This is a genomic window from Ancylomarina euxina (assembly GCF_003863355.1).
Classification (GTDB): Bacteria; Bacteroidota; Bacteroidia; order Bacteroidales; family Marinifilaceae; genus Ancylomarina; species Ancylomarina euxinus.
Genome location: NZ_QQWG01000002.1, coordinates 108,095 through 130,347, shown reverse-complemented (window position 1 = coordinate 130,347; position 22,253 = coordinate 108,095). Strand labels below are relative to the sequence as shown.

Annotated in this window: 14 protein-coding genes; 6 read left to right on the top strand and 8 right to left on the bottom strand. The window is 35.7% G+C overall.

From position 1 onward, the window contains the following. Positions 1-290: 290 nt before the first annotated feature. From DWB61_RS02760 to tamL, 3 genes are all read right to left on the bottom strand, one after another. Positions 291-1,652 (bottom strand): sodium-dependent transporter, encoded by a 1,362-nt coding sequence (locus DWB61_RS02760; RefSeq protein WP_125029367.1) that lies wholly within the window; start codon positions 1,650-1,652, stop codon positions 291-293. A 164-nt stretch (positions 1,653-1,816) separates the two neighbouring features. Further along, a complete protein-coding gene (fbaA, locus tag DWB61_RS02755) occupies positions 1,817-2,893 on the bottom strand; it encodes a class II fructose-bisphosphate aldolase (RefSeq protein WP_125029366.1) in 1,077 nt (358 codons plus the stop codon). 231 nt (positions 2,894-3,124) lie between these two features. Continuing rightward, positions 3,125-5,515, bottom strand: a complete 2,391-nt coding sequence (gene tamL, locus DWB61_RS02750; protein ID WP_158614354.1) for a translocation and assembly module lipoprotein TamL — start codon at positions 5,513-5,515, stop codon at positions 3,125-3,127. A gap of 103 nt (positions 5,516-5,618) precedes the next feature. Between tamL and DWB61_RS02745 the strand changes: the two genes are divergently transcribed. Continuing rightward, positions 5,619-6,386: a TrmH family RNA methyltransferase gene (locus DWB61_RS02745; protein WP_125029364.1), complete on the top strand. Its 768-nt coding sequence runs from the start codon at positions 5,619-5,621 to the stop codon at positions 6,384-6,386. A gap of 72 nt (positions 6,387-6,458) precedes the next feature. On the opposite strand, the gene DWB61_RS02740 is transcribed toward DWB61_RS02745, so the two are convergent. Next, the gene (locus DWB61_RS02740) at positions 6,459-7,907 is read right to left on the bottom strand and encodes a TrkH family potassium uptake protein (RefSeq protein ID WP_125029363.1); all 1,449 of its coding nucleotides are present in this window, start codon (positions 7,905-7,907) and stop codon (positions 6,459-6,461) included. 26 nt (positions 7,908-7,933) lie between these two features. Beyond that, on the bottom strand, positions 7,934-9,274 hold the full coding sequence (gene trkA, locus DWB61_RS02735; RefSeq protein ID WP_125029362.1) for a Trk system potassium transporter TrkA: 1,341 nt from the start codon (positions 9,272-9,274) through the stop codon (positions 7,934-7,936). 291 nt (positions 9,275-9,565) lie between these two features. On the opposite strand from trkA, the gene DWB61_RS02730 reads away from it, so the two are divergent. Beyond that, positions 9,566-10,648: a hypothetical protein gene (locus DWB61_RS02730; RefSeq protein ID WP_125029361.1), complete on the top strand. Its 1,083-nt coding sequence runs from the start codon at positions 9,566-9,568 to the stop codon at positions 10,646-10,648. Positions 10,649-10,685: 37 nt separating this feature from the next. Here the strand turns inward: DWB61_RS02730 and DWB61_RS02725 are convergent, their stop codons facing one another. From DWB61_RS02725 to ruvX, 3 genes are all read right to left on the bottom strand, one after another. Beyond that, positions 10,686-12,728: a ComEC/Rec2 family competence protein gene (locus DWB61_RS02725; protein WP_125029360.1), complete on the bottom strand. Its 2,043-nt coding sequence runs from the start codon at positions 12,726-12,728 to the stop codon at positions 10,686-10,688. 144 nt (positions 12,729-12,872) lie between these two features. After that, positions 12,873-13,427, bottom strand: a complete 555-nt coding sequence (gene def, locus DWB61_RS02720) for a peptide deformylase (RefSeq protein WP_125029359.1) — start codon at positions 13,425-13,427, stop codon at positions 12,873-12,875. A 44-nt stretch (positions 13,428-13,471) separates the two neighbouring features. After that, a complete protein-coding gene (gene ruvX, locus DWB61_RS02715; RefSeq protein WP_125029358.1) occupies positions 13,472-13,894 on the bottom strand; it encodes a Holliday junction resolvase RuvX in 423 nt (140 codons plus the stop codon). A gap of 321 nt (positions 13,895-14,215) precedes the next feature. Here ruvX and DWB61_RS02710 point away from each other — a divergent pair, with 321 nt between their 5' ends. The 4 genes from DWB61_RS02710 (at position 14,216) to DWB61_RS02695 (ending at position 22,230) form a co-directional block, all read left to right on the top strand. Then, entirely contained in the window at positions 14,216-16,552 is a 2,337-nt protein-coding gene (locus tag DWB61_RS02710) for a TolC family protein (RefSeq protein ID WP_158614353.1), read from the top strand. A 109-nt stretch (positions 16,553-16,661) separates the two neighbouring features. Next, the gene (locus DWB61_RS02705) at positions 16,662-17,747 is read left to right on the top strand and encodes an efflux RND transporter periplasmic adaptor subunit (protein WP_125029356.1); all 1,086 of its coding nucleotides are present in this window, start codon (positions 16,662-16,664) and stop codon (positions 17,745-17,747) included. A gap of 23 nt (positions 17,748-17,770) precedes the next feature. Beyond that, positions 17,771-20,884: an efflux RND transporter permease subunit gene (locus tag DWB61_RS02700; RefSeq protein ID WP_125029355.1), complete on the top strand. Its 3,114-nt coding sequence runs from the start codon at positions 17,771-17,773 to the stop codon at positions 20,882-20,884. A gap of 248 nt (positions 20,885-21,132) precedes the next feature. Continuing rightward, entirely contained in the window at positions 21,133-22,230 is a 1,098-nt protein-coding gene (locus tag DWB61_RS02695) for an adenylate/guanylate cyclase domain-containing protein (protein WP_158614352.1), read from the top strand. Positions 22,231-22,253: the final 23 nt, after the last annotated feature.

The window sequence follows — 22,253 nt, the reverse complement described above, 5'->3', positions numbered from 1 at the left end:
TGAAGAATTATTCCTTTATTCGTAACAAACATAGAGTTTTTATAATTACACGATTCAGAAAAACATGTGTTTTACATCATATTTTAGGGCTTGAATAACGGGTACAAACCCTACCCTAAATCAAAGGAAATGCTATATTTACGTCCACCAAAAAAAATCTATTTTCGACGTCCTAAAAAATATTTTTGTCAATAATCAAATTGACTGTAAAAGTGCAGTAATATACAGTATATACAAGAGTAGAGTAATTATGAAGTCCTCCCTATAGCCTAAATAGAATCTAAATTAATTTAGAAAACACCTAAACCATTTAAAAAGACGATAGCAATTGCACCAGGAGCAATAAATTTAAGCACAAAAATAAAAGCTGAAATCAATCCTCGGGAAAGTTTTGATCCATTTGCCAACTCATCTTCTATCATTTTACGTCCCCAATACCAACCCATAAATAGTGAAATAAAAAGGCCACCTAAAGGCAAGAGCATATTGGCAGATATCCAATCGAGCAAATCAAAGAAATTTAAACCAAATAAAGTCTGCTCTTTAAACATACCCATCGATAGAGAGCAAAAAATCCCAACAATAGAAATCATTACGGTTGCCAAAACCGTCGCCAAATTTCTTTTTATCTTTAATTCTTCTCTAAAATAAGCCCCAACCACCTCGAGAATAGAAATCGATGAGGTGAGCGCAGCCACTGTTAATAAAAGGAAGAATAAGATTGAAAAGAAGAAACCGCCAGGCATTTGCTGAAACACATTAGGTAGGGTTATAAAAACAAGTCCAGGTCCACTGCTGGGTTCGATACCAAAAGCAAATACCGCAGGGAAAATTGCTATACCTGCAAGAATAGCAATGAGTGTATCGGACACAGTTACTATTAAAGCTGTTTTTGCTAAATTATTCTGCTTTCCTATATAGGAACCATACGTAATCAAAGTTCCCATCCCTAGACTCAAAGAAAAGAAGGCATGTCCCAAAGCACTTAAAACGCCATCAGCAGTCAGCTTAGAGAAATCTGGATGAAATAAAAAATTCAAACCTTCTTTAGCACCATCAAGGGTAACCGCTCTAATATCGAGAACAATTATAATCAAAATCAAAATTGGCATTAGAATCTTTGCATATTTCTCAATACCATCTTTCACTCCAATAATAACAATAGCCATTGTCATCAGCATAAATAAGAGCTGATAAAAAATAGGCAAGCCTGGCGTCTCAATAAATTGAGTAAACATTATCCCCAGTTCATCAGGGCTTTTTGAAGCGAAACCATCGGTCAAAGATTTTACGATATAATCAATACTCCAACCAGCAACTACCCCATAAAATGAAAGAATCATAACAGCTGCTGCAACACCTAAGAGCCCCACATATTTCCATGGAGAATTGGGTGCTAAGTTTTTGAATGCGCCAAATACATTACTCCTAGACTTACGACCAATCATAAACTCAGAAAGCATAATGGGCAAACCAATAAGTGCAATAAAACCAAGATATACAAAAAGAAACGCTGCTCCACCGTACACACCTGTGATATAGGGGAATTTCCATATATTCCCCAAGCCTACAGCAGATCCTGCAGCAGCGGCTATCACACCTATTTTACTTGAAAAGACATCTCTTATCTGGGGTATTTTATCTGATTTCATATAGAATTGGGGCTTTTATCAATTTAGGATTAGCTGATTAGAATAATCAGTCTATAAAGAAACCAAATTCTCAAAATCTGACAAGTTATTTGATCATCATTATTATGTGGGCACAAAAAAACCCGGAGATTGTCCGGGTTTTGAAATTTATAGTATGGAAGCTATTAGTTACGTCCAACTGAATTTAAGTCATTACATGCAACAACTAAACGATCTTTCATTGAAACCTCACCAGAACGTAACCATACACGTGGATCGTAATATTTCTTGTTTGGTTTCTCTTCACCATCAGGGTTACCAATTTGTCCTTGCAAGTATTCGCGGTTAGCAGCTTCATACTCACGAACGCCATTCCAACATGCCCACTGTGTATCAGTATCGATATTCATTTTAACAACACCATATGAAATTGCTTCACGAATTTCTTCTAGAGAAGAACCCGATCCACCATGGAATACGAAATCAACTGTGTTCTCAGCAACGCCATATTTCTCTGAAATAAATGACTGTGAGTTTAAAAGAATCTTTGGAGTCAAGACAACATTACCTGGCTTGTATACACCATGTACATTACCAAAAGAAGCCGCGATCGTGAAACGAGGAGATACTTTCAACAATGTTTCATAAGCTAATGCAACATCTGCAGGCTGAGTATACAATAATGAGTTATCCATATCAGTGTTATCAACACCATCTTCTTCTCCACCAGTACAACCCAATTCAATTTCAATAGTCATATTGATTTTACTCATACGCTCTAAATACTTAGCACAAGTACCAATATTTTCTTCTAAAGACTCTTCTGATAAGTCTAACATATGAGAACTAAACAATGGCTTACCTGTTTGAGCAAAAAATTCTTCCCCAGCAGCCAAAAGACCGTCGATCCAAGGTAATAATTTTTTAGCAGCGTGATCAGTATGCAAAATAACTGGAATACCATAATGCTCAGCTACGGCGTGAACATACTTAGCACCTGCAACAGCACCAATAATTGCAGCATCATGACCTGTAGCACCAATTCCTTTACCTGAAAAGAAAGAAGCTCCACCATTTGAGAATTGAATAATAATAGGAGAGTTAGCTTCGCGTCCAGCTTCAAGAGCTGCATTGATCGAATTTGTATTTACTACATTTACAGCAGGAATAGCGAATCCTTCTTGTTTCGCAACCTGAAATAATTTTTGTACATCGTCACCCGTGATTACACCTGGCTTAACTACTTCTAATACTTTTTTCATATGTGATAATTTTTGATAAGATTTACTCAATAAACATTGAATAGAATTTACTCAAATTTCAGTATCGAAACAAGATTAAATTCTTGTAATCTAATTTTATTAAATGGTTCGGATTTTCATAAAATTTAGTAATATCAACTAGATATATACTCAATTTAAGTACGAAGTTAAAAAGAAATAATAGAACTTACCTCCTTTTTTTACGAAGAAAATTCCGCAATCGAATGCAATTTAAAATGGATAGCCGATACCGATATTATAGGTCAGTTGAGAGAAGCTAAATGGGCGATTTCCAATAATCCAGCGTTTATCCCCTGCCAATGATGGATCTCTTAATTTAAGCCCTAAATCCAATCTGAAAAGAATAAAATTCAGGTCAACACGGGCTCCTACACCAGTTCCAACTGCAACCTCTTTATAGAAGTTCTTCATATCAAATTTAGCTCCAGGACGATCATCTTTAGATGAAATAGCCCATATATTTCCAGCATCAATAAACATAGCGCCTTCAAATTTCCAAACCAACTTAAAGCGGTATTCTAAATTACCTTCCAATTTAAAATCGGCAGTATTATTAGGATAGACAGCTTCATCATTAGAATAAGAACCTGGTCCGAGAGAGCGAACTTGCCAAGCACGAATGCCATTAGCACCTCCAGAAAAGTAACTTTTCTCGAAAGGAAGAACTTTAAGATTTCCATAGGCATATCCCAAACCCATAAATAAGCGCCCAACAAATGTATTTGCCTTATTCAGGTGCCAATTGTATCGATAGTCAATATCTGCTTTTATATATTGTGCGTATCGAATTCCCAAAAGATCATAATAAGTTCCCTCTAACTCGCCGTTATCATTGTAATCCATATTCTTCTTTGAACCGAGAAGTTTATCAAAGGTGTTCAATGTATTCCCTGCTGTTTCAAAACTAAATCGTAAATAATTATAATTACTAAGCTTATTCAGATTTTGATTATTAAAAACTAAGGAATATCGAGTTGTAGATATCACGTGATCAGTAAAAGAATTGGCGATATATAGATTATTTATATCATCAATAAAATCTTGACTCAAATTCTTAACCTCAACAAAACTCAACTCAATTAGATTAAGCGTATGCGTAAGATATCTTGATGATCTCCAATTATATCCAAAACTGGCATCAGCCTGTGTCCTTGTATAATCAGGACGTTTTTGATAACTATAAGCTAAAGATAATCTTGATTTTGGATTATATTTCTTTCTAAAACGATTCGCTGTAAGAAAAGGGAACAAAAACTTAGGAGTATTTAAGCTTATTTCACCCCCATATTCTTTTGAAAAGAAATTTCTATTATCATTTGACTTAACCGTTTCGGTGGCATTCGACAAACGGATATCCAAGATCTCAGCACCACGCAACAAATTTTTATGTTGGTAATTAACTTTCCCTGCAAAACCAATATTACCCGAAGAGTTGGTTCCTTCAAGTTCAACCGTATAAGCTTGTCTTTTATGAGGCGATAGTTGAATAAAACAGTTCAAACTACCTTCAAGTTCATTTTCCGCTTCAGTATCAACTTCAAATCGAATATTTACAAACTTGTATTGATTTAAGGCCTGCAATCTTCTGTATGAGTACTCAACCTCTGATAAATTATAGAGACTGCCAGGTTGAAAGCCCAATGAGTTAATAATAACATCGGGTTTAATATTCAGTTTCTCTGTATAAATAAATTGGCAATTACCTAGATTCAATGTATCAAGCTTACTTAAATATACTGAGTCGTTCAATAACATAGGCTTAGGATCGTAATCGGAATTAACGATGATAGATCTAATGCGGTACTTACGCTCAACATTGGAAGACTGAGGCTTCTTAATCCCAACAAAAACATCCATCTGATGATCCTTCCCCACACTATCCATCATAAAATGGATGTATTCCTTTGAAAAGTTGAAATACCCTTTATTCTTCATTAACTTTGAAATGCGATCGCGTTCTTTTCCCAAAATATCAGAATCTACGTTCTGCCCAGTTTTAATTTTACTATTAACAGAGGCTGCAACCAAATATTGTCTAATGAGCGAACTATCACTTATTTCTTTAATATTTTGATATGGAGAAATAAAATTACGAGGTAAAGCTGCCTTTTCATTGAAAATACTTCCAAATCGATAAGGTTCTCCTGATGTAATTTTGAATCTTAGCTTAGCCTTTTTTCTGCGAAAAACTACAGTATCTTCAATAGTTGCATTATAGTACCCTTTTTTTCTCAAATAAATACCCAGTTGAACTTTTGATCTCTGAGTTTGATAGTCTTCATAAATAACGGGTTCCTCTCCAATTCGACTTAACCACTTATTAATGCCTTTCTTTTTATTTTTCCCGGAAAGATTATATAAACCCAGATGGAACTTCCAGATACCAAGAATCTTAATATTCGGTTGTTGTTTAATATTTTGATTAAGTTCGCTTGATGAAATATTTTTATCATCAACTTTAACACTCACCTTACTTAAAAGATATTCATTATCCCCCACATACTTAGTGGTAGAGCAAGACACGGCTCCCATAAGTAAAAATATGGCAAAGATTAAGGATAGAAAAAAATAACTATTTTTGTATTTATGATTAGGTTTCAAGTAGAGTATTGTATTAGTAGTTACGAATTTTACAAAGATACTTATCTTCAAGAACATTTTAGCCTGAATCGTATTTCAAAGATAAAAATTCAATCCAATTATTGTGCTTTCAAAAAATCAGATTAAACTCATTAGTAGTTTACAGAAAAAGAAATTTAGAGATCAACATCAACTTTTTGTTGCTGAGGGATATAAATTAATCACAGATTTATTAGAATCGAAACTTGAAACCAAGTATATCATTCACACTAAACAAGCGATTATAAGTGATCTTCCAGAGTACAATATAAAAACTGAAATCATTGAATGTGATGCTTCAGATCTTAAAAAAATTAGTAGTCTAAAAACACCTTCTGATATCATCGGGGTTTTCAAGATTCCAAATTCAGACTTTGATAAAAAAGAGATTAATCAGTCTTTATCTATTTTGCTTGATGATGTGCAAGACCCTGGTAATTTAGGAACGATTGTTCGAATCGCTGATTGGTTTGGTATTCAGCATATTTTCTGCTCCAAAAATACAGTCGATTTATACAACCCAAAAGTTATTCAAGCGACTATGGGGGCATTAGCTCGTGTCAAAGTCATCTACACAGATTTACAACTACTTGTAGATGAATTCGGATCTTCAAATTTCCCTGTATATGGGACTTTTCTTGAAGGAGAAACAATTTATAAAAGTGATCTCAGTACAAAAGGTTTTATTATTATGGGCAACGAAGGCAAAGGTATCTCTGCGGTATTGAAACCCCTTGTGAGCCAAAAATTATTTATTCCAAATTTCCCTAGCGATCAAGCTACATCAGAATCATTAAACGTATCAGTAGCCTGTTCTATTGTTTGCTCTGAATTCAGAAGGCGTCAATTATAAAATTGAAAACTATTATAATCCAAAAATGCAGCCTATTGAGCTGCATTTTTTATATTCTAGATTTAACATTATCTATTCTTTCCAAAAAGAAGGCGAGAATAATACCAAAACAGTAAAGAGTTCTAATCGACCCAATAGCATTAGGAAAGAGAGGAACCATTTCGCAAAATCTGGCAATTTTGAAAAATTTTCCATCGGACCAATCTCACTAAATCCAGGGCCAATATTTCCTAAGGTGGTTGCCACAGCACTTAAGGCTGAGAAAATATCTGCACTCCAAAAAGACATCACCACAGTTGAAAACATGAAGATGATGATATAAAAAACAAAAAAGGCAAGGATATTTGTCACCGTACGTTCGTCAACTACTCGCTGATTATATCGTGTTGGAATAACAGCATTGGGATGAATCAATCGCTTTAACTCATAAAAACTGTTCTTGAATAAAAGTAGTATTCTCACAACTTTCACACCTCCACCCGTAGAGCCAGCAGAGCCACCTACAAACATCAATACAAAAATTAGCATACCTAAAAAGGGCATCCATAACAAATAATCAGCCGTTGCATAACCGGTTGTTGTTATAATAGATACGACAGTAAATAGAGCATCACGAAAAGCTTGCTCGTAACCCATATTTGACGTTATAAGGATTCCAGTTGTAATTATGACCGTGAATAACAAAACGACATAGGAATAAAATCGGAATTCTTCATCCTTTAACACCTTACGAAATCGACCCGTAACCACCGCATAAGACAGAGTGAAGTTGGTTCCAGCAATAAACATGAAAGCAATAATAACATACTGAAGATAAGCTGAATCGAAATAACCAACACTAGCCTGTTTGGTTGAATAACCACCAGTTGCCATCGTTGTTAATGAATGGTTTATCGCATCGAAAAAGGTCATGCCACCAAGCATCAATAAAATACATTCAACAAGAGTAAAAAAGGCATATAACCCCCAAAGATTGCGAGCAGTTTCTTTAATTCTAGGTGTCAATTTATCAGGAGCAGGTCCAGGAACTTCTGCAATAAAAAGCTCACGACCACCAATACCAAGGGTTGGTAGAATGGCTAAGAACATCACAATAATTCCCATTCCTCCGAGCCACTGAGTTAAAGATCGCCAAAACAAAATACCATGTGGCAATGCCTCAATATTATTTAAAATAGATGAACCTGTGGTAGTAAAACCAGACATGGTTTCGAAAAAAGCATCCGTAACCGATGGAATATATCCACCAAACAAATAGGGTAAACACCCAAAAATCGAAAATACAACCCATACAAGACTAACAATGATGTAGCCTTCACGCTTTCCCATATCTTTTTTGACGCCTTTCGAGGACAAATAACTCAATCCTCCCACTGCAAAAGTGATCAGACCAGAATAAAGAAAAGCTATTGTATCGGATTCTTGATAGATAAGAGAAACCAATAAAGAAAGAAACAGAAAGACACTTTCTCCAACCAATAGTTTTCCAAGGATGTTGAATATTATTTTTTTTCTAATCACAGTTCAAACTTAAATTCAATATCAAACTATTTAAAAATCTTTTCAACTTTCTTAATGGCTGAGGGCAAGGTAAAGACAACAACTTGATCACCTTCCTGAATCTGAGTATCACCCATAGCAATAATGCCTTGATCTCCTCGTATGATACCTCCAATATTAGCATCCTCAGGAAAGTCAATATCTTTCAACTTACCCATTGTGATTTTGGAATTTGGTTGTACTACAAGTTCAATAACCTCAGCATCTGAAACGGTTAGCCACTTGCAGTGCTGAACATTAGCATCCATGGTGAATCGGTAAATATAACTCGCAGCTAGAAGCTTTTTATTAATCATAGCCCCCACACCAATACTATCAGCCAAATCAATATAATCTATATTTTCAACTTCAGCAATGGTACGTTTCACGCCCATCTTACTTGCCAACAAGCAGGCCAGAATATTAGTCTCTGAATTTCCAGTAACGGCAACAAAGGCATCCATCTTCTGAATTCCTTCTTCTCGCAACAAATCCATATCACGACCGTCACCATTAATAACCAAGGTTCTTTCAAGAGCATCAGCAAGTTTGATACTTTTATTTTTATCAATCTCAAGCAACTTAAGATCCAAGCTATTTTCCAATTCGCTGGCGGTTTTCTGACCGATACGGCTTCCTCCAAGAATCATAGCTTTTTTAATTTTGTATTTCTGTTTCCCGGCAAGTTCCATCACTCTATCGATACTTTCAGCTTTACTGATTACAAAAACCAAGTCGCCTCTTGTAAATCGATTATGACCACGTGGAATAATAGTTTGTCCATCACGCTTAATAGCCACAGCTCTATAATCATTATCACCTGTCATCTGCGCAACCTCAGCTAAGGTTTTATCCATAATCACAGACTTACTGCTTATTTTAATACCATACAGCAATAATTTACCACCTGAAAACTCGTACATCTGACGCGTTCCAGAACGTGATAAATAGTTGATGACTTCCTTTGCAGCCAATCGTTCAGGATAAACGAATTCATCTATTCCTAAACTCTTTAGAAATTCCTTATTTTCGGGGATTAAGTATTCTTGATTATTAATACGTGCAATAGTACGTTTTGCACCAAGTTTCTTAGCTAGCAGACTCGAAGTGATATTGGTTTCTTCTGACTGTGTTACAGCTATAAACAGATCTGCCTTCTTAACGTTGGCTTCTTTTAGATCTTTTATAGAAGAACTTGATCCTACAATGGTTAAGAGATCCAGGTGAGAATCAATCATTTTTAGTTTTTCTTCATCGCTGTCAATCAAAACAATTTCATGATCTTGATGACTTAACATTTTTGCCAGGTGAGTTCCTACTGCGCCTGCTCCAGCAATTACAATCTTCATAACGGTATTTAATTTGACACTTCTTTGATCAAAGAGTAGCTACTTATATAGATAGACCAAAAATGAATGGGCAAAATAAAACAATATCATTTAAATATACGGTATATATGCCAAAAATAATGTATTGGGTATTTGACAAATCGATACACAGCCTTAAAAACCTGACTATTTAAGCGAAAAAAAAAAACCAAATAGAAACATTTATCTTAAATAGTGGTTCAAATGATTAAAATTAATTATCTACATTTATCGCCCCCAAAGACCAATAAAACTAATCTAACGACTAATTAAATGAAATTAAAAAATATGATGCTATTGGTATTTTTATGCCTCAATAGCATATTAAATGCTCAATCTAATTTTAAAAAAGGATTTGTTATAACAAATTCAAATGATACAATTCAAGGAGAAATTGATTATCGTGGTGATATTTCCATGAATAAGAAATGCCGATTTAAAAACGGTGATAATTTGGTTACTTATACACCTGATGATATTTCTGCTTATAAATTTATTGATGGTAAATATTTTGTATCCAAAAACTTTCAGGGGGAAAAATCATTCTTTGAATTCCTTATTAAAGGACAAGTCAGCATCTATTTTCACAAAAATCTAAAAGGCCGCCACTACTATATAGAAAAAGATGGTTTAGGAATTAGAAAGATTACTTATGAAGAAAATTTAAAATATCAAGGCGATAAAATCTATTCTTACGGATCAACAAAACACATTGGTATTTTCAATATCTATATGCAAGATGCGCCTAGCCTAAAATCTCGAATTTCACGTTTAAAAGAGCTTTCACATAAAAGTTTAATAAAACTTGCTACCGACTACAATAACATTGTTTGTGGAGAAGGTGTATGTTTGGCCTACAAAAAAAAATCACCAACGATCAAAGTAAATATTGAAGTTGCTGGAGGAAAAGTAAATCGATTGGCCTTTATAAAAACTGTTCCAATGTATGAACTCGGTAATAATAATATACCTCTCTTAGTAAATCACAAAATTTTAATAGATGAAGAGAAATATTACCAATATGGTATTTATGCCCACATTTGGCTTCCCCGTTTAAATGAAAAACTTTATTTAAGAACTGGATACTTATCAAATAAACATGGTTATAAAATCCCCTTGCAATTGGAATATGTATTTCCCAAATGGAAAATTAAACCCAAACTTGCATATGGTATTAATATCCTTAAACCTTTTAAACAGACAGTTGGAGCAATGTTAGGCTTTAATATTGATTTTCACAAAAACGTAGGTCTGAGTTTTAATTACGATCTTGACTTCGAAGCAGACAAAACTGTAATTATTCCTAGTGAAAAAACACATGAAACATTATCTTTAGGTCTAATTCTTAAGCTTTAAATTTATTTTGACCTCATCTAAGCATATAGATGGGGTCTTATTTTTGCCCCAGAAAAATAATACATGCTCCCAACTTTTCGGTATCCCAAACATTCTCAGCCATTCTCTCTTTTTTCATTTTATAATTACTAGCATCACGAATAATCATTCCACAATTGATTTCTGATAAATACCTATCTTTTCTCAAAGCATTATTACGCAAAATTATATAATCTGCATTCAGTTCCTTGACATGTTCTTTTAGAGAAGATTCTCCAAGAACTGCAATCACTTTATCATTTATGACACGCAAGTCGTTATCTTTTAAAACTTCATAAGAATAATTCTTCACGCCTTTTGCCATAGCATAAGGGTAAACCAAACGATTCTTCTGTTTTTCATTAAGTAGGGTATCACTCAACACTAATACAGACTGACCATCCCGAATACAAATAACAGTTTGTTTGCTTGCGTTAAAAACAAGCATTTCGCACGATTGACTTTGATGCAGATCATAAATATTGATCAGCTGAAAGGCTATTAAAATTATTAAGCTAGCAAATAGAGCTTTCTTTCTTTTCCCAAGAATACTGAATGTTAATCCAATGATTAAACCATAGAGAAGTACAACCTGTAAGGATGTAAATGTGATTCTTTCAACTAAAGCACCTGGCAAAGCTTGAATCTGATAAATCAACCCGTGAATCAATTCGACAAAATGCTGTAACAAATAAGTGAACCATTTTGTAATGAAATCGATTTCCGAGAAAATAAGCAATAAAGCTGAACTATAAATCAATAAACCAGCAACAGGTATAATCACAAAATTTGATAAGAAAAAATAAGCAGGAAACTGATGAAAGTAATAGATAGCTAGAGGAAACGTTCCTATTTGTGCTGCTAAAGAGACCGTAAATAATCGCCATGTCCATCGCAAAACAAAAGAATTTAGCTTAATCATATTTTCAAATTTGGGCTGGAAATAAACAATACTTACAACGGCTAAATATGAAAACTGAAAACCGACATCGAACAAAACAAAAGGATTAATGAGTAGCAATAGCAGAGCTGATATGGCCAAAGAATTATAAATGGTTCCCTTTCGGTTAATCATGAGTGCAATAGCAAGAATAGAAAACATACTTGCAGCTCGCATTACCGATGGAGACAAGCCTGTTAATAAAGCATATGACCACAAACAGGCCAGGAGTATCACACCTCTAAAAAACCGTCCAAGCTTGGAGCCTGCAAGAAAACTAAGCAGAAATTGCATCACGCCAAATATGATTCCAACATGCAAGCCAGAAACGGCCAAAACATGAGTTGCACCTGCAGCCGACCAAACCGTTTTTACATCCTCCGAAACTTCGTCCCGAGCACCTAAGGTGAGAGCTGCTAAAATCTCATAGGCTTCATTCTTCAAGCCTGCCCTTTTATAGATATTTAAAAGCCTCTGTCTCCAAACAACTGCTAGATGCTTAAAATTGAAACTTTGATTTTTCTCTATCAACTTCCAGGATGAAGCTCGTACATAGGTCGAATATAAAATATAACGATGTTGTAGATATTTCGCATAGTCGAATTCGTTGGGATTACCATTATTCCTCACTCTTTCGAGCATAGACCACACCAAAATTTCATCTCCCATTTCTAATTCTTTGGATAAGGAGTCTTTAGCCAGATATAATAAAGCCTGAGCATTAGCCTTTTCCCATCTATCATTTTTATAAAGCCCTTTTAGTTCTATAACACAAGCCATCGATTTTGCTTTTTCGTCAGGACTCCTTTTTAAACTTCCTTTAAAGGCGGTAATAGAATCAACCGATGATAATGCCATTTTTTCATTAGAGTGATTGACTCTTATATATCCAGAACTTATACAAAAAAGAAAAATGAAGATGCCATAAATAAAGCTGTACGCATATGATTTTCTGAAAAAAGGGAGCGTTTGAAAAACAAAGAGCGATATAAATGAGAGAATAATTGAAATATATATCAACCCATTTTCCACGACAAAAAACTCCGACAAAACTATTCCCAAACTGAAAGGTAATAGGAGTCGAATAAAAGGTACAGTGTGTAGGAATTCCCTGAAATACATCTTACTATCTATATTTAAAGAAATATTAAATTAGTAAAGCAAGCTGATTAAATCAAAAAAAAAATCCTCATACTCAGAAGAGTAAGAGGATTTTAAATTTTATATTAAGCGTATTTTCTTAGAAAACTAAGTTCTGCTGTCTTATTATTTTGCTAGATTAAAACGGTATTTAGCGTCGAATTTACCCTTAGAAATACCAGTCAGCTTCGATTTTAAAAGACGCTTACGAAGTGGAGAACAATGGTCAGTAAACATGATACCGTCTAAGTGATCGTACTCGTGCTGAATAACTCGAGCCGCGAAGCCTGAATATTCTTCATCATGAAACTCCCAGTTTTCATCGTAATATTCAATTCGGATTGTCTCAGGTCGAGTGACATCTTCGTTTAAACCAGGAATACTCAAGCAGCCTTCTGACATGCTCCACTCTTCACCAGTACGTTCCGTAATATGAGCATTAATAAACATCTTTTTGAAACCTTCCAATTCAGGCTCCTCATCAGCAAAGTTTGAGCAATCGAGCACAAACATACGAATTGATCGTCCAACTTGTGGAGCTGCTAAACCAACACCATCAGCAAAATACATGGTTTGCCACATATCTGCCATAAATTTCTCCAAATCTGGATAATCCTTATCGATATCCTTCGCTACTTTTCGTAAAACTGGATGCCCGTATATTGTAATAGGTAATATCATTCTTTACTGCTTAAATCAACTGATCAAAGTCAATTGGTAATTTATTAAAACATGTTTCTTTTTGCTTCCATATACGATTGCAGTATAATGGTCGCACTAATTTGATCGATAATTGCCTTGTTCTGTCTCTGCTTTTTGGTCATTCCACCATCAATCATCGTCTGAAAAGCTAACTTAGATGTAAAACGCTCATCAACCATTTCTATAGGCATTTCCGGGAATCGCTTCTTCAACTGCCCAAGAAAAGGTTTCAAATACTTCATCGATTCACTATCCTCATTATTCAGTTGCTTAGGATAACCTACCACAATACACTCAACCTCTTCAGTCTCCATATACTTTTGAAGGTAATCCAAAACATCTTTGGCATGAACCGTATCCAAACCGTTTGCAATAATTTGCATTGGGTCGCTTACAGCTAAACCTACTCGTTTTCTACCGTAATCTATAGCTAAAAGTCGTGCCAAGGGTCGTATTTTTTTTATTTAGTGGGCAAAGATAGAAAAACTTAATGGAAGCATAAACTCAAAGACCTTATAATCGTATCCTTACCCTTATAATTCCAAACTATTGAAGTTTAAAACCATCCCCTACTTCAAATACGATTTAATTGTAAATAAAGCTTCCGCTTTTAAGAAATGCCTAAAAAAATAAAATTCACCTACTTATTATACTCATTTACCAATAATTCAATGAGATTAAGCAACTATAATTTTTTAGTATATTACTAGACAGTATTTTTGCAAAATATTCACCCAACTATAAAAAAGTTCTAAATGTATTTAAACATGAAGAAAAAGTTCATCCTACTTATTTTAGTAATCTCTTCTTTTGCTGGTTTTGCTCAGCAACAGAAAGATTACCATATCGCTATTTTGGGCGATAAGCTTATACCTGAAACAGATCAAATTCTCGTTCAACTTAAAGATGAAATCAAGTCAGTTGTTGGTCAATCGGCGAATATCATTTTTAAAGACTCATTCATTTTACTCAATGATTTGAATCTTGATAAAGCCAAAAGCAATTACGAAGAGATGCTTGCAGCCAAGGATGTGGATCTGATTCTTTCTTTCGGCTCAATCAATAATCTGGTTATTGCAAAAAATAAAACCTTCCCAAAGCCTGTGATTCTTTTTGGGGTTATCAACGATGACTTCATTAGTTTTCCCGAAAGTCAAGTTGCATCAAACATTCCGAATCTGACTTATATTCTGACTCCACAGTCGTATAAAAGAGATTTATTGCAATTCAAAGAAATATTCCCCTATCGCAAAATCGGAATCGTCATCGATAAATATCTCATGGATATCTATCCTGTAAAAAATACCTTGGATCAGATATTCAATGATATTACTGCCGAATATCAACTTATCCCTATCGATAAGGCATCTGATATTGATGGTAAACTGGAAGACTTGGATGCTATTTATTTATCTGGAGGCATATTTTTCACCAAGGATGAGCAGCTCGCTTTAGTCGAAAAATTCAATGCAAAGAAGCTACCAACATTCACCTCTATGGATGAACATTTTTCTAATTATGGCGTTTTGCTAACCTCACAACCTATTAATAATCTGGAACAATTTTTCAGACGCATCGCCTTGAATATAGAAGCGGCTGTAAATGGTGATAATTTATCACAATTACCCATTTATATGGACATTGATGCAAAACTATCACTGAATATCGAAACGGCTTTTCAAATCAACTTCCCTCTAAAATACAGTTTCTTGCTACGAACTAATATAGTAGGAAATGCCAAACGTATTTCTTATCAAAAGAGATATACACTCCCCGAAGTTATGAACCAAGTTTTGGATCAGAATCTGGGCTTAAAAGCAGAACAGAAAAATATCGAATTGGCTTCGCAAGAAGTTAAGCTATCAAAGAGTGAATACCTTCCTGATCTGTCTACTTCGGCAAGTGCAACACATCTCGATCCTGATCTTGCTAAAGTTTCCAATGGATCAAATCCAGAGTACTCCACATCTGGCAAAGTAACTTTTGAACAACTTATCTTTTCGGAGCAGGCAAGTGCCAATATCAAGATTCAGAAAGAGATTGAGAAGGCCAGTAAAGAAAATTATAATTCAAAAGAAAAAGATGCCATTTTTAATGCTGGATATGCGTACTACAACGCTCTTATCTCAAAAGCCAACTTCTTAATTAACGATGAAAACTTAAGAGTTACGCGTCAGAATTACGAAATAGCACAACAAAAATACGATGCCGGACAAACGGGAAAATCAGATGTTTTAAGATGGAAGAGCGAATTGGCAAGAGCTACACAAAACATTGTTAATGGATACACTTCATTGAACCAATCTTTCAACGAATTGAATCAAATCTTAAATAATCCTATAGATCTTAGAATTGATGTGATCGATTTTGAATCCAAAAATCATAAAGAAGGTCATATTAAATTCTTTAACCTGCTCGACGATCCCTTTTTGAGGGAAAGATTCACTCATTTTATTGAAGATACTGCCATTGAAAATGCTCATGAGTTAAAATCGTTACAACACAATATTAGTGCAAGTAAACGAACTGAGCTTCTTTACCAAAGAAGTAAGTTTTTACCCACAATCGGTTTACAAGGACAATACAATCACACCTTTTCAAGAGACGGAAAAGGAACCAACTACCCAACTGGCTTTACAGGAGCACCTGATGGCTATTATAATGTTGGTGTACAGTTGAGTCTTCCTATTTTTCAGAAAAACCAGAGGAACATTAAAAGACAGAAATCCTTCATTCAAAGAGAACAATTGAATATCCAAAAAGACGATGCAATTGTCTCAATCAAGAGAAATGTGCATGATGTTATCTTGTCTATCATTAGTCAATATTCTAGTATTGAGCTATCAAAAGTTTCGACTGAAGCAGCTAAAGAGAGTCTTGAATTAATGCAGGTTTCCTATACAAATGGAGCTATAGGCATTACCTCCCTGATTGATTCGCAGCAAGCCTATTTTCAGGCTCAACAGCAACAAGCCAATGCAACTTATAATTTTCAATTAAGTATTTTGCAACTTGAAAGAATCATGTCCTACTTCTTTATACTCCATTCAGAAGAAGAAAATCAGGCTTTTATCAATCGTGTGAAAGAAAAAATTGTTCGATAAAAAAATTAAAATCATAAGCATATGAAACGTCCATTTATAAAACTTTCTGAATACAAGAAAATGATTAAATGGTAAGTTCCGTAAGACAAAAACATAAAATTATAATCTTATGAAAACAATATATTACACATTAATTCTGTCTATTTCGATATTTGCCTCGGCTTGCTCCAACAAAAAAGAGCCCGTACAAAAAGAAAAATTACGCCCGGTAAAATATGCTGAGGTAACCTATTCAGGCATTGGTCAGGTTAGATCTTTTAATGGAACCGCCAGATCTGACAAAGAAATTAACCTAAGTTTCAGAACCAGTGGTATTCTGACCACTTTGAATATTTCAGCAGGCCAAAAAGTTTTAAAAGGAGAATTACTTGCTCAAATTGACAATTCAGAAGCTCGCCTGTCTTTAGAACAATCACTTTCATCTTTAAATAGTTCTAAAGCCAATTTAAACACCAGCACATCTACACTGGAAAGAACCAAAACCTTATTCGAAAAAGGATCAGCTTCGCTAAGTGATTATGAAAATGCTAAATCCTCATTTGCTTCGGCTGAAGCCAACTTCGAGTCAGCCAAACGAAGCGTTGAAATACAGAAAAAACAGGTCGGTTACGGCATTATTTACGCACCTGCTGATGGTATTATAGCTTCAAAAAATGTAGAAAACAACGAAAATGTAAGTGCGGGTAGCCTTATTGCAGTTCTAAATGCTGGACGTTCTATGGAGATTAGCCTTGGGATGCCAGAGAATGTCATTAACCGTGTGCACAAAGGCATGAAGGTTAGGGCAAAATTTCCTGCTCTTCAAGGCAAAACTTTTGATGGTGTAATTAACGAAATTGCCCCTTCAGTTGAAAGTGGGTCTGCCACATACCCTGTACGAATTAAACTTTTAGGGGAAACATCCGACGTAAAATCAGGAATGGCTGCCAATATCACATTCACCTTTCCAAAAACAGATAATCAAGAAGTTTTAATTGTTCCAATTTCAGCAGTAGGCGAAGACAGTAAAGGGAACTTTGTTTATGTGATCGAGAAACAAAATGATGCGGTTGGAGTGATAAAAAAACAACATTTTACAATTGGAGAACTATCACCCGTTGGATTCGAAGTAAAAAATGGACTGAAGTCCGGACAAATTGTTGCTACAGCGGGTTTGCAAACCTTGCTCGATGGACAAAAAGTTAGTCTTAAATAATATCACACTTTAAATCAGCAGATATGAATCTTACGAAATTCGCAATAGAAAAAAGCCGAATTACTTTTACCCTGCTAGCTGTAGTGGTGATTATGGGATTAACGATATACAAATCATTACCGCGAGATAGTATGCCACCTTACACGGTTAGGGTTGCGACAATTGTCTCCTCATTTCCAGGTGCTAGTCCCGAACGTGTTGAGCTTCTGGTCACTGATAAAATTGAGAAAAAAGCTCAGGAGATTCCTGAAGTAAAAGAAATAAACAGTACATCAAGAACTGGATTATCCATTGTTTCAGTTAAACTTAAAGATGAAGTTGGTCCTGAGCAACTCCAAAGCATTTGGGATAAATTAAGACGTAAACTCGATGGTATTCGCGACTTACCTAAGGGAGTGAAGCCTGATTTGAACGACGATGATGTTGGTGTTGTTTATGGTATTATTGTAGGCTTAATAAGCGATGGCTATTCCTATAAGGAAATGAAAGATATTGCTGATGACCTTCGCGACGATTTGATTAATCTGGATGATGCCGCAAAAGTGGAATTTGGTGGTGTTCAGGCAGAAAGAATTTTTATCGAATTTAATGAATCACAGCTAAAAGAATATGGTTTAACCTCAACTAGTCTTCAGAATATCATTGCTGCCACCAATATATTAGATTCAGGTGGTGAAGTTAATCTCGAAGATGAGAAAATCATTTTGGAACCCACGGGGAATTACAATTCCTTGAAAGATATTGAGAATACCCTCATCCCAATTGGTGATGGCAAACAGGTCGTTCAACTTCGCGACATCGCAAGCATTAGAAAAGCCTATATCGAACCAGCAACTTCTATTGTTCATGTTAATGGACAACCGGCCATATCTATGTCAATTTCATTAATTGAGGGAGCAAACATTATTAAACTTGGCGAGCAAGTGGATAAAGTTGTGGACAAGTGGAATCAGGAACTTCCTATTGGTTTAAAAATTCAGCGACTTTCATCTCTGGATACTTTTGTCGATAAGAGTATTGGTAATTTCATCGGTAATTTGGTTCAATCCATTGTGATTGTTTTGCTTGTGATGTTGATCTTTCTGGGCTTAAGAACCGGATTGATCGTTGCGAGTTTGATCCCTCTTGTTACCATTATGACCCTCATGTTGATGGGCCTTATTGATATGGGATTGAATCAGGTAACACTAGCAGCCCTGATTATGGCTTTGGGTATGATGGTAGATAATGCCATTGTGGTTTCCGAATCGATTATGGTTAAAATGGAAAAAGGAGTCTCCGCTAAAGAGGCAGCCGTTTCTTCCTGTTCTGAACTCATCATTCCTCTTTTAATATCAACATTAACCACTTCGGTCGCTTTCCTTTCGTTCTTCCTGGCCGACTCGGTTATGGGTGATATTATGGGGCCTATTTTTGTTGTGATTACCCTGGCTTTAATTTCTTCGTGGATCGTTTCCTTAACCGTCATTACCATGATGTGTTACCTTTTCCTGAAAATAAAACCCAAAGGAGAAAGCAAACCCGCTTTAATGGATCGTATGTTCGATACCTTAAAGGTGTATTATAAATCTTTGATACTAGTCGCTTTAGATTACAAACGCAGTGTTATTCTAGGCATTTTCACTTTATTCTTCTTATCTCTTTTCGGATTTGGTCTGGTCCCTTTCGACTTCTTCCCCGATAGCGATCGTAACATGATCACCATCAATATCAATCTACCCTTAGGAACAAAGATTGAGCGAACTGAAAAGGTTGTCAAGAAAATAGAAAGCTTTATTGCCGATGAGCTATTGGTAAACGCTTCCCGATCAGAAGGTATAGCCGATTGGTCTTCTTTTATTGGACAAGGTCCCAATTCATACGATTTGGGATACAGACAAGACGAAGCTAATTCGAGCTATGCCCATATTTTAGTCAACACCAGCACATTTGAAGTGAATAATGAAATGATCGCCCGTTTGGATGACTATTGTTATCTGAACTTCCCCAATGCCGATATTAAAGTGGGACCACTGGCTGCAGGTGGCGGAGGTACACCCATCGAAATTAAAGTTTCAGGTAATGATCCTGATGTATTATCCGTATTATCGGAGCAAATCAAATCTAGGCTCTCTACGATTAAGGGAACCAAGAATGTTAAGGATGATTGGGGACCTAAAACCAAAAAATTCATTATTGATATCAATCAAAACAATGCACAAGCAGCAGGTATAACCAATCAGGATATTGCCACCTCTCTAAAAACAGTATTGGATGGATTCAAAACTGGTGAATACCGTGAAAATAACCAAAACATTCCGATTCTGCTGAGAGGATTCGATAGTCAGGAACAGACTTATGAATCAATCGAAACCATGAATGTGTTCTCGCAAAACTCTGGACGATCGGTACCCTTATCGCAAGTTGCGTCTATTATCCCTCAATGGCAATATGCTAAAATCAAGCGTTTGAACCTGATTCGAAGCATCAACGTTTCGAGCGAACTAAACGAAGACGGTAATGCTTCAGAAATAATGGCAGAACTTAATCCATGGCTGGCCGAACAAACACAAAATTGGCCAGAGGGTTACGTCTACGAATTGGGTGGTGACAGTAAGAGTACCGCTGATAATATGGGAGCCGTAATTGACTATTTACCTCTATCGGCCTTCATCATTCTACTTCTACTGGTTATTCAGTTCAATTCGTTCCGAAAAACATTAATGGTGGTCAGTACGATTCCATTAGGTGTGATTGGTGTTGTAATTGGCTTGATTGTGCTTCGCTCCTACTTTGGTTTCATGGCCTTCCTTGGTGTCATTTCTCTTGCCGGAATTGTCATCAACAATGCCATCGTCCTCATCGATAGAATAGAAATTGAGATAACCGAATTAAAACGAACGCCTCAGGATGCCATCATAGCAGCCTGTTTGCAGCGTTTCCGTCCTATTCTTTTAACCACCTTCACCACGTCCTTGGGCTTAATTCCTTTGTATTTGGGTGGTGGTTTAATGTGGGAACCCATGGCAGCATCAATCATGATCGGTCTTCTGTTTGGAACCATAATCACCCTTGTGTTTATACCGGCATTCTACAGTATTCTTTATAAGGTCGATTACAAAAACTACAGTTTCAACATAGCTTTATTTAAAGACTAGATAAATAAAATATGTATAGAGGCAGCTGAAATTTGCAGGTGCTTATACCTTCGCTCGTAAATTCGAATTTAATAAGGGAAGTAAAGTTGTTTCAGATTTTAATTTGGATGATAACTTCTATAGAACTGTTGAACTTTCAATCTCTTTTTTAAATACATTTGTATAACTATCACTCGGGAAAGGCCATTACAAGATGGCCTTTCTTGATTGATATCAATTCCAATAGGCATTCTATAAGTAACAAAATGATGAGAATCAGTTCACAGAATAAGAAAATCATCAAGGATTTTTTAATCATCGATTTGGTGTGGATCATAGGTTTCCATTTCTTTACTTTCCTCCAACTCACCGAGATAGATAGCTATATTCAAATCCCCAGAGATCTTCTTCTTCAAAAGATAAAGGGTTTCAACCTGATATTCAGCAGTCTGGTTCTGGGTACGCTCTTTGGTTTTATCAACCTCTACATTCAGCGCAACACCAGCAGACTCCGATCAAAATCATATGGTTATATCATCGTCACCTACTCGGTGGTGCATATCATCCTTGTTTTCACTGTCCTGACCATTGTGGCCGTACTATCGGTGTCTATCTTTTCGGAAACAGTAAACCGAGATAACCTAGAACGAATTGCAGATTTTTTTCTATCAAAAAACCTGCTAAGTATTCTGGTTTACACCTACATCTTAAGTGTCTGCATTTTTCTGGTTAAAGTCATCAATAAAAAATTGGGCGAAGGGGTTTTGTGGAATCTAATTATGGGCAAGTACCGTCAGCCCAAAGAGGATCGTTTGCTCTTCCTTTTTATGGATTTAAAATCGTCGACCACTTATGCAGAACTGTTGGGACACCGTAAGTACAGTGAGCTGATTCAGGATTGCTTTTCAGATTTAACGCCAGCCGTGTCGGCTTGCCATGCCAAAATATACCAATATGTAGGAGACGAAGCTGTACTCAGCTGGAAGTACAACAAAGGCATTGAACGTGCCGATTGCGTCCGCGTCTTTTTCCATTTCAAATCCATACTCAAGACTCGCTCTGAGTATTATCATGAAACCTATGGCTTTGTACCCGAGTTTAAGGCTGGGATACATGGAGGCAGGATTATGGTAGCCGAAGTAGGCTATTTAAAACGATCTATAGCCTACCATGGCGATGCTATTAACACGGCTGCCCGCATACAGGGGGAGTGCAATCAGTTCGAACGCGACATTCTACTTTCCGAGAAAGTGGTTAAGGATATCCTTAAAACGAATCATGCTGATTTTATCGAATTGGAGACCATCCAGCTAAAAGGCAAAAAAGAGAAAGTGAAGCTCTTCAGTATCGATCGGTTTGAGATTTAGGTTTAATTATTATCAATATATGC

Excerpts from the sequence above, each read along its gene's own strand:
- DWB61_RS02760 (WP_125029367.1), bottom strand. The coding sequence starts at position 1,652 with ATGAAATCAGATAAAATACCCCAGATAAGAGATGTCTTTTCAAGTAAA.
- DWB61_RS02710 (WP_158614353.1), top strand. The coding sequence starts at position 14,216 with ATGAAGAAAAAGTTCATCCTACTTATTTTAGTAATCTCTTCTTTTGCT.
- fbaA (WP_125029366.1), bottom strand. The coding sequence starts at position 2,893 with ATGAAAAAAGTATTAGAAGTAGTTAAGCCAGGTGTAATCACGGGTGAC.
- DWB61_RS02700 (WP_125029355.1), top strand. The coding sequence starts at position 17,771 with ATGAATCTTACGAAATTCGCAATAGAAAAAAGCCGAATTACTTTTACC.
- DWB61_RS02725 (WP_125029360.1), bottom strand. The coding sequence starts at position 12,728 with ATGTATTTCAGGGAATTCCTACACACTGTACCTTTTATTCGACTCCTA.
- DWB61_RS02730 (WP_125029361.1), top strand. The coding sequence starts at position 9,566 with ATGAAATTAAAAAATATGATGCTATTGGTATTTTTATGCCTCAATAGC.
- trkA (WP_125029362.1), bottom strand. The coding sequence starts at position 9,274 with ATGAAGATTGTAATTGCTGGAGCAGGCGCAGTAGGAACTCACCTGGCA.
- DWB61_RS02705 (WP_125029356.1), top strand. The coding sequence starts at position 16,662 with ATGAAAACAATATATTACACATTAATTCTGTCTATTTCGATATTTGCC.
- def (WP_125029359.1), bottom strand. The coding sequence starts at position 13,427 with ATGATATTACCTATTACAATATACGGGCATCCAGTTTTACGAAAAGTA.
- DWB61_RS02695 (WP_158614352.1), top strand. The coding sequence starts at position 21,133 with ATGAGAATCAGTTCACAGAATAAGAAAATCATCAAGGATTTTTTAATC.